Here is a 15,535-nt window from a genome sequence, read left to right on the forward strand (position 1 = left end):
GGTCGCCCGCGTCCCCGCGCCTGGTCAGTCTTCGCGCATGGCGGCGAGCAGGAACAGGCGGGCCTTCTGCCAGTCGCGGCGGACGCTGCGCTCGGAGCGGCCGAGCAGTTCGGCGATCTCCTGTTCGGACAGGCCAGCGAAGTAGCGCAGCTCCACCACCTTGGCCAGCTTCTCGTCGACGGCGGCCAGCCGCTCCAGCGCGGTGTCCAGGGCGAGCAGGTTCTCGTCCAGGCGCAGGCTGCTCTCGGCTTCCTCCGGGATCTCGGCCACGCGCTTGAGGTCGCCGCCGCGCTTGCGCGCCATGCGGTTGCGGGCATAGTCCACCACCACGCTGCGCATGGCCGAGGCGGCGTAGGCGAAGAAGTGGGCGCGGTCCTCGAAGCGGGCGCCGTTGCTGGCACCGACCAGCTTCAGGTAGGACTCGTGGACCAGCGAGGTGGGGTCCAGGGTGTTGTTCTGCTGGCCGGACAGCTGGCGGCGGGCCAGCGTGTGCAGCTCCTGGTAGAGCGTGCCCAGGACGCGGTCCAGCGCCTGGCGGTCTCCGCCGCGCGCGGCATCCAGCCACACCGTGATCTCGGGGGAACTGTCGGGGACATCGGCCATCGTCATCTCCATGACCGCGGCGAGGGGCCGAATATAGCGGCTTTTGGCGTTGCGGGCGTCCGCCGGCACCGGCTGCGGTTGGCACGATGCATGCCGGCGGCCACGGGGGCGCGATGCGACTCTCCGGTGGATCGTCACCGTCGGGTATCCCGGCCCGGTGGCCGGGATCCGGGCCGATAGGCGTCGCGCGGTCGCGGCATCAGCGCTGGCAGCGCGCGCACCACACGCTGGCGCGCTGGCCGATGCTGGCCTCGCGCAGCGGCGCTCCGCAGTTGGGGCAGGGCAGGCCGCCGCGGCCGTACACCGCCAGTTCCTGTTCGAAGTAGCCGGGCGCGCCGTCGGGATTCAGGAAGTCGCGCAAGGTCGTGCCGCCGCGGGTGATGGCGTAGGCGAGGATGTCGCGGACCGCGCCTGCCAGGGCGGCGTAGCGTTCGCGCGATACCTTGCCGGCCGCGCGGGTCGGCGAGATGCCGGCCCGGAACAGGCTCTCGGCCGCGTAGATGTTGCCCACGCCGACCACGATGCGCTGGTCCATCAGGAACGATTTCACCGGCGCGCTGCGCCCGCGGCTGCGCGCGAACAGCCAGTCGCCGTCGAAGGCGTCCGACAGGGGCTCCGGGCCGAGGCCACGCAACAGTTCGTGCTCGGTGCCGGCCGGCTGCCAGAGCAGGCTGCCGAAGCGGCGCGGGTCGGTGAAGCGCAGCACGCGGCCGGAATCCAGCGCCAGGTCGACATGGTCGTGCGCGCCGACGGGCGTATCGCCGGGCAGCACCCGCAGCATGCCGGACATGCCCAGGTGCAGCAGCGCGCTGTCGCCGGCATCGGTGTCCATCAGCAGGTACTTGGCCCGGCGGCGGACCGCGGCGATGCGGCGGCCGGGCAGCTGTTCGCCGACCTCGGCGGGAATCGGCCAGCGCAGGTCGGGCCGGCGCAGGACCACGCCGGTCACTCGTCGCCCCTCCACGTGCGGGGCCAGGCCGCGGCGGGTGGTTTCGACCTCGGGAAGTTCGGGCACGGTCAGCTCCCGGCGGCGGCCAGGTAGTGGACGCCGCCTTGCGCGTCGCCTTCCGGCCAGACCCGGACCGGGCCGCCGAAGGCGCGCGAGAGCAGCTCGCCATCCAGCGTGGCCCGGCGCGTGCCGTCGGCCAGGACCCTGCCCTGGTGCAGCACGACCACCCGGTCGATCTCCGGGATGATCTCCTCGATGTGGTGGGTCACCAGCACCAGGGTCACGCCCTGCCCGGCCAGCGTGCGCAGCATCGCCAGGAGGTGGCCGCGGGCGACCAGGTCCAGGCCGGTGCCCGGCTCGTCGAGCAGCAGCGCCTGCGGGCGGTTGACCAGGGCGCGGGCGATGAGGACGCGGCGGGCTTCGCCGGTGGACAGCTCGGCGTACAGGCGCCGGCGCAGCGGCAGGGCGTGGGCGCGCTCGAGGGCCTCGGCCGCGCGCTGCCGCATCTCGTCGGTGATCTCGCGGAACGGCGGCACCACGAACGAGGCGAACAGGCCGCTGAGCACCGTCTCCTCGGCGGTGAGCCGGGGCATGTCGGTCAGCGTGGCGCCGAAGTCGCCGGTCACGATGCCCAGCTGCGAGCGCAAGCGGTCCACCTGCCAGCGGGCCTGGCCCAGCACCTGCACGGGCGCGCTGCCGCCGGTGCGCGCCAGCGGGTACAGCTCGCGGGTCACCAGCTTGATCAGGGTCGACTTGCCGCAGCCGTTGGCGCCGAGGATGGCGGTGTGCTGGCCCTGGTCGATCCGCAGCGACAGCTCGTGGAGCACCCGGACCTGGCCGCGGACGACGCTGGCGCGGTCCAGTTCGATCAGGGGCGGCCGCTCGGCGGCGGGGGCGTGAAGAACGGCGGGAGCGGTCATCGACGGGGGCGGTTCCTGGCGCGGACGCCGCAGATGAACACCATACGCGGCGGACAGGTGAAGTTTGCCGGATCAGGCCCCATCATGTCGCCACGCGGGACGGTTTCCCGCGCTTCTTCACGCTCCGGGGTTTGCCGCGATGCTCGATGTGCTGTTCGATTTCCTCGTCTCCGGCGTCGCCAGCCTGGGCTGGTGGGGCATGCTGGTCGTGCTGCTGGTCTTCACCCAGCTGACGATCTTCTCGGTGACCTTGTACCTGCACCGCAGCCAGGCCCATCGCGGCGTGGATTTCCACCCGGTGCTGAACCACTTCTTCCGCTTCTGGACCTGGTTGACCACCTCGATGATCACCCGCGAGTGGGTGGCCATCCACCGCAAGCACCACGCCAAGGTGGAGACCGAGGAGGATCCGCACAGCCCGCAGACGCGCGGCATCGGCAAGGTGTTCTGGCAAGGCGTGGAACTGTACCGCGAAGCGCGCGCTGACCGTCCGTCGATCGAGCAGTACGGCAAGGGCGCGCCGGACGACTGGATCGAGCGCCACCTGTACACCCCGCACGCCAACCTCGGCCCGACCGCGCTGCTGTTCATCAATTTCGCCCTGTTCGGCCTGCCGGGCGTGGCCCTGTGGGCCATCCAGATGGCGTGGATCCCGTTCTGGGCCGCCGGCGTGGTCAACGGCCTCGGCCACTGGTGGGGCTACCGCAACTTCGAGTCGGCCGACACCTCGACCAACCTCACCCCGTGGGGCGTGTGGATCGGCGGCGAGGAGCTGCACAACAACCACCACGCATTCCCCAGCTCGGCACGCTTCTCGATGCGGCGCTGGGAGTTCGACATCGGCTGGGCCGCGATCAAGGGCCTGGAGAAGGTCGGGCTGGCCAAGGTGCTGCGCGTGGCGCCGAGCCTGGACATCCGCCCGAACATCACCGCACCGGATACCGAGACCCTGCGCGCGCTGCTGTCGCACCGGTTCCAGGCCATGACCGACTACCAGCGCAACGTGCTCAAGCCGGCGTTGCGCGAAGAGGCCGCCGCCGCCGGCGCCCGGCTGCGCGAACTGCTGCCGCGGCGGATGCGCAAGGGGCTGGTCGACGATGGCCGCTGGCTCAAGCCCGATGCGCGCGAACAGCTGCACGCGTGGGTCTCGCAGCGGCCGCGGATCCAGGCGCTGGTCGAGCACCGCGCGCGCCTGTCGGCGCTGCTGGAGGCGCGCAGCCACGACGCGGCCGAGCGCCTGCGCCAACTGCAGGCCTGGTGCCAGGAAGCCGAAGCCAGCGGCATCCGCGCGCTGCAGGAATACTCGGCACGCCTGAAGGGCTACGCGCTGGCGCACTGATGCCGGGCAGCGCTCGCCACGCACCGCCGCCGACCAGGCCCGGACGCCCGCGTCCGGGCCTGCTGCTTTGCGCGGGGTGGCTGCTGGCCGCCAGCGCCACCGCCGCCGCCCAGGTCGAGCGCACCGGCGACTACCTGGCGAGGATGGACGGCGACGGCGACGGGCGCATCTCGCAGGCCGAATACGTGGCCTGGATGGGCTACGCATTCGAGCGCATGGATGCCGACGGCGACGGCGTGCTCGCCACCGCCGAGCTGCCCGGCGGCAAGGGCAAGCCGATCACGCTGGAAGAGCACCGGCGACGCCTGGCCGAACGCTTCGTGCGCCAGGACGCCAACAAGGACGGTTACCTGGACGCGCGCGAACTGGCGGCGCCGCCGCTGTAACAAGGGGCGTGCCTCCCACCCCTTCTGCGAACCGCCGTTCCGTCGTAGAGCGGGGCTTGCCCCGCTGCCCTTTCCATGCGACGCGCGACGGCAGCGGGGCAAGCCCCGCTCTACGAAAGGCGGGACCGGCAACGGCAGCGGGGCAAGCCCCGCTCTACGAAAGGCGGGACCGGCAACGGCAGCGGGGCAAGCCCCGCTCTACGGGGGCATGACCACCGCGTGGTTTCGCGTCACGGCGCGTCCTCGCGCGGCGGGTCGACCAGCGGCTGGCCGTTCTGCAGCAGCCACAACATGATCGTCTTCTGGCGCACGTAGTTGGCGCTGACGAACGACTCGACCAGTCCCGGCCAGCCGTCCAGGAAGCCGGCCTTGAGCACGAAGCCGCGGAAGAAGCGCCAGGCCGGCGCCAGCACCAGCTTGCCCAGCGTGGCGCGCTTGCCGCGGGCGAAATCGTGCTCGGCCATCATCCGCGCGTAGCGCTGCTTCTTGTCCAGCAGCTGCATGAAGGACCGGAACGGATGGTGCAGCAGGTCGCCGGTCAGCAACGCGACCGGTCCGTCCACCGACACGGCCTCGTGGATCTCGCGGTCCCCGCGCCAGCCGCCACGGCGCCGGTCGAACAGGCGCAGCACCCGGTCCGGATAGGCGGTGCCATGGCGAAGGAAGCGTCCGTAGTACTCCGACATCCGCGCGAAGCGATAGCCGGCGGCACGGGCGAAACCGCCTTCGCGCTCGGCCTCGATCGACGCGCGCAGCCGCGCATCGACGCGCTCGTCCGCGTCCAGGCTCAGCACCCAGTCGTGCGCGCACTGGTCGACCGCGAACTGCTTCTGGCTGCGGAAGCCGTCGAACGGACGCACCAGCACCCGCGCCCCGGCGCGTTGCGCGACCTCGCGGGTGCCGTCGGTGGAGCCGGAGTCGACCACCACGATCTCGTCGCAGAACGACAGCGAGGCCAGGCAGTCGCCGATCCGGTCGGCCTCGTTGAAGGCGATGACGCAAGCCGACAGCGGGACCCGGCCCGCCGCCATGACGGCCGCGGCGACCGTGGTCGATGCGGCGGCAGGCGTGGCGACGGCGTGGCGGTCGGCGGTCATGCGGCGGAGCACGGCACGGAAGGTGCGCAAAGCCTAGCAGGGGCTGGCCGGGCCGGCGCGCGCCGGTGCGATAATCCCCGCCGTCCCAGCGCACCCGGGAGTGCGACGTGCCCAAGCATTACCTGCTGTACGGTTCCGAGCGATACGCGCTGGCGATCCTGCGCCCGATCCAGGCCGCGATCCGCGCGCGCGGGGACCGGACCGCGTGGTTCTTCGATGGCCCCGGCGCCGACGAGCTGGCGCCCGACGAGACCCTGCTGGACGTCGAGCAGGTCCGCGCCTGGAACCCGTACGCGGTGATCACCTCGTCCAACGCGGTGCCGCACTTCTTCCCGGGGGTGAAGGTCGAGACCTTCCACGGCTTCGATGCGGGCAAGCCGCGGCACATCTACATCCGCGGCTTCTTCGACCTGTACTGCACCACCGGCCCGCGCGACACCGCGGCCTTCGGCGAGCTGTCGAAGGAACTGGGCCACTTCGCGGTGACCGAGACCGGCTTCCCCAAGATCGACCCGTTCATGGCGCAACTGGGCGATGTGCCCGAGCCGGTGCGGCAGCCGCCGGTGATCCTCTACCACTCCACGTTCTCGCCTTCGTGGAGCGCCGCGCCGGTGCTGTACGACGAGATCGCGCGGCTGTCGCGCACCGGGGAGTGGCGCTGGATCGTGACCTTCCACCCGAAGATGGATCCGGAGGTCGTCGCCCGGTACAAGGCGCTGCAGAACGAACACCTGACCTTCGCCGAGAACGACAACATCCTCGACCTGTTCCCGCAGGTGGACATGATGTGCTCGGATACCTCGTCGGCGCTCAACGAGTTCCTGCTGACCTACAAGCCGGTGGTGACCTTCAAGAACCGCCGTCCCGGGCCGCAGCTGATCGACATCGACGATCCCGCGCAGTTCGAGCCGGCGATCCGGCGCGCGCTGTCGCGGCCGCCGGAGCTGATGGCCGCGGTGCGCGAGTTCGCCGACCAGCTGCACCCGTACCGCGACGGCCGGTCCAGCGAGCGCGTGCTCGATGCGATCGACGCCTTCGTCGCCGCCGGTGGGCGCAACCGCAAGCCCAAGCCGCTGAACCTGTGGCGCAAGCTGAAGCTGCGCAGGCGCATCGGCTACTGGGGTCCGGCCCGGGTCTGACCCGGGCGTCCGCTCACCAGCGCAGTCGCCGCGCGGCGAGGGTGCGCCCGAGCTGCGCGTAGAGGGCGCGGGCCTCCTCCACGGGCAGGTAGCGGATGCGCAGTGGCGGCGACATCCCGCCGGCGCCGGCGGTATCCATCCACAGCGACGCGGTGCCCAGCCAGCGGTCCAGCGGCGAGCGCTGCAGGCGCAGCGCCTGCAGCTTGTCGATCTCGGCGAAGCGCCACCAGCGCGACCACCAGCCGCCGCGCACCGCGACCAGGCGCGCGTCGACCGAATAGCCCATGCGACCGGCCTGGCGCCACGCCGCATACGCCGACCAGGGCAGCCACAGCAGCACCAGCAGCCCCCAGGCGCCCAGCTGCCAGGCCAGCGCCGCGGCGACCACCAGGTTCCATGCGACGCTGCCGGCGAACTGCCGCCACCAGGCATTGCGCGGCAGCGGGCGCCACTGCGCCGGCGGCCAGGCGGCGCCCGGCAGCAGGTGCAGGGCCAGCGCATCGCAGGCGCCGGGAGTGGCGATAGGCGCCAGTTCGCGCAGCTTGCGCGGGTCGTCCTCGCGGCCGCCGGTGGCGGTGTCGATGCGCAGGCTGCGCCGTCCGAACCAGCGGTGCAGCAGCGTCTCCTGCAGGAACCAGGCCTGGATCCTGCGCGGGGCGACGCTGCTGCGCACGCGTGCGAACAGGCCGCGCTCGACCGTCAGCCGGCGCTGGGTCTCGCTCAGGCGGAAACCGTGGTACTGGCTCAGTGCCAGCGCGACCGAGAGCAGCCGCAGCAGGAACACGAACAGGCCGGCCACCGCCAGCATGGCGCTGGCGATGCCGGGCCAGCCCAGGTGCAGCTCGCCGGCGTACCCGGCCGCCTGCTGGAACGAATCCTCGGCGTAGCGCGCGATCAGCCGCTCGTCCGGGAACAGTTGCCAGAGCAGGCCGAAGCCGGCGGCGAACACGATCATGCCGCGGTTGGACACCAGGCCCAGGCGCACGATTTCGGCGGTCGTCAGCGCCAGCAGCGTGCGGCTGTCGGCGTCCACCTGTCCGTTCCCGCCGGCGTCGACCGCTGCGGCGTCGGCCGCTTCGGCGCCGTGGTGCCGCACCAGCCGTTCCAGCGCCAGCGCATCGTCCAAGCCCAGCACGCGCATGTGCGCCTCGGGCTTCTGCCCGCCGGCCGATTCCAGCCGCACTTCGGCCACGCCGAACAGCCGGTGCAGCAGCGACTGGTGCAGCCCCACGTTATGGATTCGCGCGAACGGTATCTCGCGCTGCGAGCGCTGCAGCAGGCCGCTGCGGATGGTGATGCCGTCGCGGCCGACCCGGTAGCGGTAGGTGAAGTACTGCAGGACCGACACCAGCACCAGCGCCCCGACGCCCAGCAACGGTGCCAGCTCCCACCAGCCCTCGGAACCGCCGCGCCGCCCGGCGAACAGCAGCACCACCAGCGGCACGATGAACTGCCGCAGCTGCTGCAGCAGCACGAACAGCCACGACCACCGATGCAGCCGCTGCTCGGCCGGCGCGGCCGGGGGCGCGTCCAGCCCGCTCACAATGCGTCGTCGGCTTCGACCTGGCGGGCCAGGTGCGCACGCAGCGCTTCGGCATCGTCCAGCGCCAGCAGCGGCAGCTTCACCGCGGCCATGCGGGTGCCGGCGGTATGCACCACCAGCGTGGCCAGGCCGAGCCTGCGCTCGAGCGGGCCGCGCTCCAGGTCCAGGTGCTGCACGCGCGAGACCGGCACCAGGGTCTCGGTGCGCCACAGGCCGCCACGGCGGGTGGCGAAGCCGTCGGCATCGAGCTTCCAGCCGATCCGCCGGTGGCGCAGGCGGCCGACCAGCGCCCCCAGCGCCAGGCCGGCCAGGCCGGCGACGATGCCGGCGGGCAGCCGCGACACCTCCAGCAGCGCCGAGGCGAGCAAGCCGACGCCGAACGTGGCAGGCAGCGCGAACGCGAAGCCGACCCCGAGCGCATGCAGCAGTGCGCCCCGCGCCGGCAGCGGATGCCAGTCGGCGGTCGCGGCAGGTGCGACGGGATCCAGGGGAGGAGGGCTGGCGGCCGGAGAGTCGGTCACGGAGTTCCGTGGGTCGGGGAGTTCACCGGATCGTAAGCGTTCACGCCGCCGGATGCGCGCCCGCAGCACCGGGCGCGCCGCGCAGCCTGCGGTTCCGCCGGCCTCAGGCCGGGCGCTTGGCCCATTCGCGACGCTCGTACGGATTGATCTCGCCGCTGCCCGGCGGCCGCAGCGTGTAGCGCTTGTACGTCCACTGGTACTGGGACGGATCGCGCCGGGTGATGCGCTCCACCTCGGCATTGAGGCAGGCCACGGCGGCGACCGGATCCGGGTCGCCGATCGCCGCCGGCGCCGGTTCGAGGTGCAGGGCGAAGCCGGGGCCATCGCCGATGCGTTCGCACCAGGCGAGCAGCACCGGCGCGCCGGTGCGTTCGGCCAGGCGCGACAGCAGGGTCATGGTCAGCGCCTGCACGCCGAAGAACGGCGCGAACTCGCCGTCGCCGGCCTTCGGCTGCTGGTCGGGCAGGATCCCCACCGCGCCGCCTTCCTTGAGCGTCTTCCACAGCTGGCGGACCGCCGCGCCCTCGGCCCGGACCTGGCGGACGTTGTCCACGCCGCGGACCTGCTGCAGGAATTCATCGCCCACCGCCGAGTCGGGCGGCCGGTACACGATGGCGATCGGGCCGCGCGACGCCAGCCACTGGTTGAGCAGCTCCCAGTTGCCGAAGTGGGGCGCGGCGACGATCACGCCGCGGCCGGCCGCCAGGGCCTGGTCGTAGTGCGCCACGCCGTGCGCTTCCCGGATCAGGGCGAGGTTCTCCGCCGGGGGCCGGGTCCAGAGCTTGAGCGTTTCCAGCGCCTGCCGCGCGGTCGTGCGCAGGATGCGGCGATGCAGGGCGTCGCGTTCGGCGCCCTGCACTTCCGGGAAGGCGAGCTCGAGGTTGCGCCGGGCGACCCGGCTCTCGCGCGCGTCGCCCAGCCGCCACAGCGCGGCGATGCCGTCGCCGAGCGCGTACACCACCGGCCAGGGCAGCGCGCCCAGCAGGCGGGTGGCGGCGACGAGCAGGCGGGCCTGGCGGTGGGCGGTCATGCCGGCAAGTCTAGCCGCCGAACGGCCGCGGCCCGCCCGTCGCGCGCCGTCGCGATGCCCGGACGGTTGGCAAATCCGCCCCGCGCGGCCAATGCTGTCGCCTCCCGACCGTAGGAGTCCGTCGCATGCTCGCCCTGATCCAGCGCGTCACCCGGGCCTCGGTGGAGGTCGACGGCGAGATCGTGGGCCGGATCGACCAAGGACTGCTGGCGCTGGTCGGCGTGCAGCCGGGCGACGACGACGCACAGGTGGCGCGAATGACCCAGAGGCTGCTGGGTTACCGGGTTTTCGCCGACGATGCCGGCCGGATGAACCGTTCGCTGGCCGATTCGGGCGGCGGGTTGCTCCTGGTGAGCCAGTTCACCCTGGCCGCGGACACCGCCTCGGGGATGCGCCCGGGCTTCAGTACGGCGGCGGCGCCGGAAGAGGCTGAACGGGTTTTCAACCGGCTGGCCGAATCGTGCCGCCTGGCCCATGCCGGCGGGGTGGAAACCGGCCGCTTCGGTGCCCATATGGTGGTCAGCCTGGTCAATGACGGCCCGGTCACCTTCCTGCTCCGGGCCTGAGCCGCGCTGAACGCGAGCCGCCTGCAAGTGGTTGACGCACAAGGAGAGCAGGGCCCGAGGGTCGGTGCCCTGTTATAATGCTAGGTTCTCTTCACCACACTCAAAGCCGGTGGCGCCGCACATGGCCAACGAACGTCCAGCCCAGCAATCCGAAATCAAGCAGCTCATCAGCAAGGGCCTGGAACAGGGCTACCTGACCTATGCCGAGGTCAACGACCACCTGCCCGACGACATCGTCGACGCGGAGCAGATCGAAGACATCATCGGCATGATCAACGGCATGGGCATCGATGTCCATGAAGTCGCGCCCGATGCCGAAACCCTGCTGCTCAACGACGGCAACACCGGCAACCGCGAGATCGACGATACCGCCGCCGAGGAAGCCGCCGCCGCGCTGACCGCGCTGGATTCGGAAGGCGGCCGCACCACCGACCCGGTGCGCATGTACATGCGCGAGATGGGTACGGTCGAGCTGCTGACCCGCGAGGGCGAGATCGCCATCGCCAAGCGCATCGAGGAAGGCCTGGGCCAGGTCCAGGCCGCGCTGGGCAGCTTCCCGTGGTCGATCGAGCTGCTGCTTGAGGAATACGAACTGCACAAGGCCGGCAAGAAGCGCCTGGCCGAAGTCGTGGTCGGCTTCAACGACCTGGTCGAGGAAGTGCCGGAGCCGGCGCCGGTCGTGGCCGTCGACGACACCGATGCCGAGGCCGACGAGGACGAGGACGAGGACGTCGCCGACGACGAAGAGGCCGAAGCCGGCCCCACCGGCCCGGATCCGGCCGAGGTCGCGCGCCGGATGGAGCTGCTGGCCGCCGACTACGCCAAGTTCAAGAAGGCCAACGCCAAGGCCGGCCCGCAGGCCAAGAACGTGATCAAGATGCGCGGCGAGATGGCCGAGCAGTTCGTCACCTTCAAGCTGCCGCTGGCCCTGACCGACACCCTGGTGCGCAAGCTGCGCGAGGTGATGGGCGAGATCAAGGACCACGAGCGCCGCGTGCTGCACCTGGCCACCGTGGTCGCGCACATGCCGCGCAAGGACTTCATCCGGGCCTGGGAAGGCAACCAGGTCAACCTGGAGTGGGTGGACGAGGTCCTCAAGCGCAAGCAGAAGTGGTCGTCGGCGCTGCGCGAGGTCAAGGACCAGATCGTCGCCGAACAGCAGGCCACCATCGCCATCGAGCAGGCCATGCACCTGGACCTGGCCGACATCCGCGAGATCGGCCGGCAGATGGCCTACGGCGAAGCCAAGGCGCGCAAGGCCAAGAAGGAGATGGTCGAGGCCAACCTGCGCCTGGTGATCTCCATCGCCAAGAAGTACACCAACCGCGGCCTGCAGTTCCTGGACCTGATCCAGGAGGGCAACATCGGCCTGATGAAGGCGGTCGACAAGTTCGAATACCGCCGCGGCTACAAGTTCTCGACCTACGCCACCTGGTGGATCCGCCAGGCGATCACCCGCTCGATTGCCGACCAGGCGCGCACCATCCGCATCCCGGTGCACATGATCGAGACGATCAACAAGCTCAACCGCATTTCCCGACAGATGCTCCAGCAGTACGGCCGCGAGGCCACGCCGGAGGAGCTGGCCAAGGAAATGGACATGCCCGAGGACAAGATCCGCAAGGTCATGAAGATCGCCAAGGAGCCCATTTCGATGGAGACCCCGATCGGCGACGACGAGGACTCGCACCTGGGCGATTTCATCGAGGACACCAACGTGGAGTCCCCGATCGAGAACACCACCAACATCAACCTGTCAGAAACCGTCCGCGACGTGCTGGCCGGGCTGACCCCGCGCGAGGCCAAGGTCCTGCGCATGCGCTTCGGCATCGACATGAATACCGACCACACCCTCGAGGAAGTCGGCAAGCAGTTCGACGTCACCCGCGAGCGCATCCGCCAGATCGAGGCCAAGGCGCTGCGCAAGCTGCGCCACCCGTCGCGTTCGGAGCAGCTGCGCAGCTTCCTCGACATCGACTGAGCCGGCGCGCCGGCGTGATCCAGGATCAGGCCCCGCATCGCGGGGCCTTTTTTCTTCGTGGTTTGCCGGTCTGGCCGCTGCCGGTCGGGCTCCACTACACTCGCGTTCCTGCGCGGGCCTATAGCTCAACGGTTAGAGCAGGGGACTCATAATCCCTTGGTTCCAGGTTCGAATCCTGGTGGGCCCACCATTTTCAAGTCCGAGATTGTCCGTAGGCGTCCGGAATGCAGCCGAAAATGGCTTGAAATAAGGGCTCCGTCGTCCAGGGGTGTCCGGCCCGGTGCGCTTGAATCCGACTGCTAAGTGAGTCAGGCTGTGAGTCACAAGTCGGCGCCTCCTGCCACTGACTCACTATCGGCTGACTCACACATGCTTACCGATACCAAGCTGCGCGCCCTCAAGCCGCGTACGAGCGCATACCGCCTCGCGGATGCCAATGGCCTGTGCATCGAAATTCGCCCGAGCGGCACCAAGTCGTGGCGATACCGATATCGCTATGCGGGCAAGCCCAGCATCATCACCTTGGCGGAGTACCCAGCGATGGGCTTGGCAGAGGCGCGTGCCGAACGGGATCGCCTTCGAGCGCTCCTGAGAGGGGGCGGCAATCCGGCAAACGTCGCCAGGGTCGAACGAGCTGCAAAAGTCGAGCGCGCGGAGACCACCTTTGGCGCGATCGCGACCGAGTTCTTGAACAAGCGAGCGAAGGAAGGGCTCAGCCCCGGGTCTGTGAAGCGTGAACGCCGTCTGATCGAGAAGGACATCGCCGCCATAGGCATGCTCCCCATTACGGACGTGACTGCGCCGCTGTTGCTGGGGGCGTTGCGGAAGCTTGAGAAGCGAGGTGTGGTGGAAACGGCGCATCGGGCTCGGTCTTTCGCGGGTCGCGTCTTTAGATACGCCATCGCCACAGGGCGGGCGCAGAGTAATCCGGCGAATGACTTGGTTGGTGCGCTCGAGCAGCCCCAGGTGAAACACCTCGCCACTGTGACCGACCCTGACAAGATCGGAGAGCTCTTGCGGTCCATGTACTCCTACAGCGGTTCGCCCGTCACGCAAGCAGCGTTGAAGTTGGCGCCGATGCTATTCGTCCGTCCAGGGGAACTTCGGAAGGCCCGTTGGGCTGACATCGACCTTGCTGGAGCCGAATGGCGTTTTACCACGAGCAAGACGGGGACTCCGCACATCGTCCCGCTTGCAACACAAGCCAAAGAGATCCTCGAGGATCTTCAACCGCTCACTAGGCGAAGCGAGTTTGTCTTCCCGGGAGTGAGAAGCGCGAAGCGACCCATGAGCGAGAACACAATCACCGCTGCGCTGCGGTACTTGGGATACGACGGCGACACCATTACAGGGCACGGATTTCGAGCGATGGCTCGTACCGTGCTTGATGAGGTGCTGGGGTTTCGACCCGACTACATCGAACACCAGTTGGCCCATGCGGTTCGCGACCCGCTTGGGCGCGCCTACAACCGCACTACCCACCTCGCTGAGCGTAAGAAGATGATGCAGGCGTGGGCAGACTACCTGGATACTTTGCGGGTCAGCGCAAACGTTGAGCCGACCCCTCGCGTGGTCTCCTGAAACGTAGGCTGGAGATCTCATAGCGCCCCGAAGCGGACGATGGCTGCATCGGGCGGCCGATGCCAAATGCGTGCGCCCAACACTTCCGATAGCTGTTTGGAAGCTGCAATTGTTGGCGTAACAGTGCGAGTAAGTGGGGAGCTGAGCCTTGTGCTGAGTAGTATGTACGACAGTTATTGGCACATCTTGGGGGATGTGGTGGATTGGAAACACGTTCAAGAATTGCGCAAACAGGGAAACATTGTCGAAGGCAAAAAGCTCGCCTACGAGTTGCTAGAGACGGACCCTCGTGATTACCGAACGCGGTCGATGCTTGAGTGGCTGATCTATGACCAAGCTAAGCCGGCATTTAGGGCTGCGGCCGAGGCAGTTAAGGCAGACAAGCGACCTCAGCAAGTAGATCTGCATCGTATCGATCAAGCGTTGACGGAACTCACCAAGCTGCCTGCACAGTGCCCAGGGATGGCCTGCTCGGTAGTGCTGCAACAGCTATGTCGTATTGGACCCGAGTTCCCTCGCTTCGCTGCGTTCGTCAAGTGGGTGGGAATCGAGGGGCTCCGGGAGGAAGACTGGATTTCCCAGTCTTCCAATGATGGGACATGGCCGCCGCTGGTTGTATCGGTGGCTCGCGCGCTCACGAAATGGACGAAAGCCCGAGACACCTCTGTCGAGCGTTTGGAAGAGGCGATGCAGTGGCTAGACGCTGCGGCTCCCGTTGCGACGGGAGACGATAGCTTGTGGCTGCAGTGGGACAGGGCCGGCATGCTGCGGCGGCTGGAGCGGTACGAAGAAGCGGCCCTTGCACTGTCAGCCGTGATCAAGGCCAAGCGGAACGAGTTCTGGGTCTGGGCAGAAGCAGGTCGGCTATACATAACGGATGACCCCGACCTGGCGCAGGCTTGCTTCTGCCAGGCCCTACTGTGTCCTTCATCTCCAGAGTTTGTGGCCAAGGCGCACCGGGAGCTGGCAGAGATGCTTGCCGAGCGTGCTGAGTTCGCGCAAGCCTCCGTCGAAATCAGGATCGCAGCCTCTAGTCGCGAGGAGCAGGGGTGGCGCTTGGGCGATGAGCTGGAACATCTCATGCGCGAGCCTTGGTACGATCCTGAAGCGACAGATGCGCAGGATCCGAAGAGCTACTACGCCGAACATGCCCCACGGGCGCTGGCCCTTTGCTTCGATGAGGTCGAAACGCGATCGGCAACGTTTCTCGGCATCCTGAACCTTCAGCCTCCGCGGGACGCCAAGCCGGGATGGAAGCCGCGACCTCGCACGCGATTCGCAGTGATGAGTGAAGCAGGCAAGTCGGTCAGCATCCTTGGCCCGCATCTCCTTAAGGTTCCGTGGAGGCAGGGGGAGCCGGTGGCCTTGGTACTTGGCCGGCAAGCCTGCGAGACTGAGGAGACGGTTGTTCAGATCATCCTTCGTCCAGACGGACAGGCGTGGGATCGTACGAACATTGGCCGCGGGGTTGTTGTTCAGGAGGCCGCCGACGGAAAGCCCATGCGGATCTTTGCCGACCGTGATCTCGGTGATTTCCCTGTCGACAGTGACTCCGCTTCGGGCAGCGGGATGCTTGCTGGTGACGGAGTGTCGTTCCGGATGACGACGAATCCGAGGAATGGTCGAATCGATCTGTTCGCCGCCAGTCCCGCTCAATTACCTGATGCCGATGTGAAGCAAATTCAGGGTCGACTGCGGCGCCAAGAGTCCTGGGCGCATGCCTTCGTGGATGATGTTTTCGTGCCGCCGCATGTGGTGAAGACCGTTCCTGAGCACGTCGATGAGGTCGGCGTTGTGGCGGTCTACGCCCGTCACCCCAAGAAGGAAGGGTATGGCTGGCGGGCGGTGCGGATCTCGACGGCGAGCTAAGCCAATTCCTA

General features: G+C 68.8%; 14 protein-coding genes and 1 tRNA gene. 8 read left to right on the forward strand and 7 right to left on the reverse strand.

Going from position 1 to position 15,535, the window contains the following annotated elements; all coding sequences use genetic code 11:
* Positions 1 to 24: 24 nt before the first annotated feature.
* The 3 genes from CSC66_RS03935 to CSC66_RS03945 form a co-directional block, all read right to left on the reverse strand.
* Positions 25 to 603 carry an ECF-type sigma factor gene (locus tag CSC66_RS03935; protein ID WP_162376072.1) on the reverse strand — a complete coding sequence of 193 codons (579 nt, stop codon included), beginning with the start codon at positions 601 to 603 and terminating at the stop codon, positions 25 to 27.
* A gap of 199 nt (positions 604 to 802) precedes the next feature.
* Entirely contained in the window at positions 803 to 1,618 is an 816-nt protein-coding gene (gene mutM / locus CSC66_RS03940; protein ID WP_162376073.1) for a bifunctional DNA-formamidopyrimidine glycosylase/DNA-(apurinic or apyrimidinic site) lyase, read from the reverse strand.
* A 2-nt stretch (positions 1,619 to 1,620) separates the two neighbouring features.
* Positions 1,621 to 2,472 carry an ABC transporter ATP-binding protein gene (locus CSC66_RS03945; RefSeq protein WP_202935589.1) on the reverse strand — a complete coding sequence of 284 codons (852 nt, stop codon included), beginning with the start codon at positions 2,470 to 2,472 and terminating at the stop codon, positions 1,621 to 1,623.
* 139 nt (positions 2,473 to 2,611) lie between these two features.
* Between CSC66_RS03945 and CSC66_RS03950 the strand changes: the two genes are divergently transcribed.
* Together CSC66_RS03950 and CSC66_RS03955 are read left to right on the forward strand one after the other, a co-directional pair.
* Entirely contained in the window at positions 2,612 to 3,811 is a 1,200-nt protein-coding gene (locus CSC66_RS03950; RefSeq protein ID WP_162376074.1) for a DesA family fatty acid desaturase, read from the forward strand.
* Entirely contained in the window at positions 3,811 to 4,197 is a 387-nt protein-coding gene (locus tag CSC66_RS03955; RefSeq protein ID WP_238394262.1) for an EF-hand domain-containing protein, read from the forward strand. Before CSC66_RS03950 ends, CSC66_RS03955 begins: the two co-directional genes overlap by 1 nt.
* A gap of 230 nt (positions 4,198 to 4,427) precedes the next feature.
* Here CSC66_RS03955 and CSC66_RS03960 read toward each other — a convergent pair whose 3' ends face one another.
* Complete coding sequence (locus tag CSC66_RS03960; protein ID WP_162376170.1) at positions 4,428 to 5,228, reverse strand: glycosyltransferase family 2 protein; 801 nt, start codon at positions 5,226 to 5,228, stop codon at positions 4,428 to 4,430.
* A 173-nt stretch (positions 5,229 to 5,401) separates the two neighbouring features.
* On the opposite strand from CSC66_RS03960, the gene CSC66_RS03965 reads away from it, so the two are divergent.
* On the forward strand, positions 5,402 to 6,433 hold the full coding sequence (locus CSC66_RS03965) for a CDP-glycerol glycerophosphotransferase family protein (protein WP_162376075.1): 1,032 nt from the start codon (positions 5,402 to 5,404) through the stop codon (positions 6,431 to 6,433).
* A gap of 13 nt (positions 6,434 to 6,446) precedes the next feature.
* Here the strand turns inward: CSC66_RS03965 and CSC66_RS03970 are convergent, their stop codons facing one another.
* The 3 genes from CSC66_RS03970 to CSC66_RS03980 form a co-directional block, all read right to left on the reverse strand.
* Complete coding sequence (locus CSC66_RS03970) at positions 6,447 to 7,976, reverse strand: PH domain-containing protein (protein ID WP_162376076.1); 1,530 nt, start codon at positions 7,974 to 7,976, stop codon at positions 6,447 to 6,449.
* The gene (locus tag CSC66_RS03975; protein WP_202935596.1) at positions 7,973 to 8,497 is read right to left on the reverse strand and encodes a PH domain-containing protein; all 525 of its coding nucleotides are present in this window, start codon (positions 8,495 to 8,497) and stop codon (positions 7,973 to 7,975) included. Before CSC66_RS03975 ends, CSC66_RS03970 begins: the two co-directional genes overlap by 4 nt.
* A 103-nt stretch (positions 8,498 to 8,600) precedes the next feature.
* The gene (locus tag CSC66_RS03980) at positions 8,601 to 9,620 is read right to left on the reverse strand and encodes a lauroyl acyltransferase (protein ID WP_379655867.1); all 1,020 of its coding nucleotides are present in this window, start codon (positions 9,618 to 9,620) and stop codon (positions 8,601 to 8,603) included.
* A gap of 32 nt (positions 9,621 to 9,652) precedes the next feature.
* Between CSC66_RS03980 and dtd the strand changes: the two genes are divergently transcribed.
* From dtd to CSC66_RS04005, 5 genes are all read left to right on the forward strand, one after another.
* Complete coding sequence (gene dtd / locus CSC66_RS03985; protein ID WP_162376079.1) at positions 9,653 to 10,093, forward strand: D-aminoacyl-tRNA deacylase; 441 nt, start codon at positions 9,653 to 9,655, stop codon at positions 10,091 to 10,093.
* A gap of 121 nt (positions 10,094 to 10,214) precedes the next feature.
* Positions 10,215 to 12,074 (forward strand): RNA polymerase sigma factor RpoD, encoded by a 1,860-nt coding sequence (rpoD, locus tag CSC66_RS03990; protein ID WP_162376080.1) that lies wholly within the window; start codon positions 10,215 to 10,217, stop codon positions 12,072 to 12,074.
* A gap of 114 nt (positions 12,075 to 12,188) precedes the next feature.
* A tRNA-Ile gene (locus CSC66_RS03995) sits at positions 12,189 to 12,264 on the forward strand.
* Positions 12,265 to 12,443: 179 nt separating this feature from the next.
* Complete coding sequence (locus tag CSC66_RS04000; RefSeq protein ID WP_162376081.1) at positions 12,444 to 13,655, forward strand: tyrosine-type recombinase/integrase; 1,212 nt, start codon at positions 12,444 to 12,446, stop codon at positions 13,653 to 13,655.
* Between the two features lie 162 nt (positions 13,656 to 13,817).
* Positions 13,818 to 15,524, forward strand: coding sequence for a tetratricopeptide repeat protein (locus tag CSC66_RS04005; RefSeq protein WP_162376082.1), 1,707 nt, complete (start codon positions 13,818 to 13,820; stop codon positions 15,522 to 15,524).
* The last annotated feature ends 11 nt before the right edge of the window (positions 15,525 to 15,535 follow it).

The organism is Pseudoxanthomonas kaohsiungensis, from assembly GCF_010211765.1.
In the GTDB taxonomy this organism is placed as follows: domain Bacteria; phylum Pseudomonadota; class Gammaproteobacteria; order Xanthomonadales; family Xanthomonadaceae; genus Pseudoxanthomonas; species Pseudoxanthomonas kaohsiungensis.

Excerpts from the sequence above, each read along its gene's own strand:
- CSC66_RS03935 (WP_162376072.1), bottom strand. The coding sequence starts at position 603 with ATGGCCGATGTCCCCGACAGTTCCCCCGAGATCACGGTGTGGCTGGAT.
- CSC66_RS03945 (WP_202935589.1), bottom strand. The coding sequence starts at position 2,472 with ATGACCGCTCCCGCCGTTCTTCACGCCCCCGCCGCCGAGCGGCCGCCC.
- CSC66_RS03950 (WP_162376074.1), top strand. The coding sequence starts at position 2,612 with ATGCTCGATGTGCTGTTCGATTTCCTCGTCTCCGGCGTCGCCAGCCTG.
- CSC66_RS03955 (WP_238394262.1), top strand. The coding sequence starts at position 3,811 with ATGCCGGGCAGCGCTCGCCACGCACCGCCGCCGACCAGGCCCGGACGC.
- CSC66_RS03960 (WP_162376170.1), bottom strand. The coding sequence starts at position 5,228 with ATGGCGGCGGGCCGGGTCCCGCTGTCGGCTTGCGTCATCGCCTTCAAC.
- dtd (WP_162376079.1), top strand. The coding sequence starts at position 9,653 with ATGCTCGCCCTGATCCAGCGCGTCACCCGGGCCTCGGTGGAGGTCGAC.
- rpoD (WP_162376080.1), top strand. The coding sequence starts at position 10,215 with ATGGCCAACGAACGTCCAGCCCAGCAATCCGAAATCAAGCAGCTCATC.
- CSC66_RS04000 (WP_162376081.1), top strand. The coding sequence starts at position 12,444 with ATGCTTACCGATACCAAGCTGCGCGCCCTCAAGCCGCGTACGAGCGCA.
- CSC66_RS04005 (WP_162376082.1), top strand. The coding sequence starts at position 13,818 with ATGTACGACAGTTATTGGCACATCTTGGGGGATGTGGTGGATTGGAAA.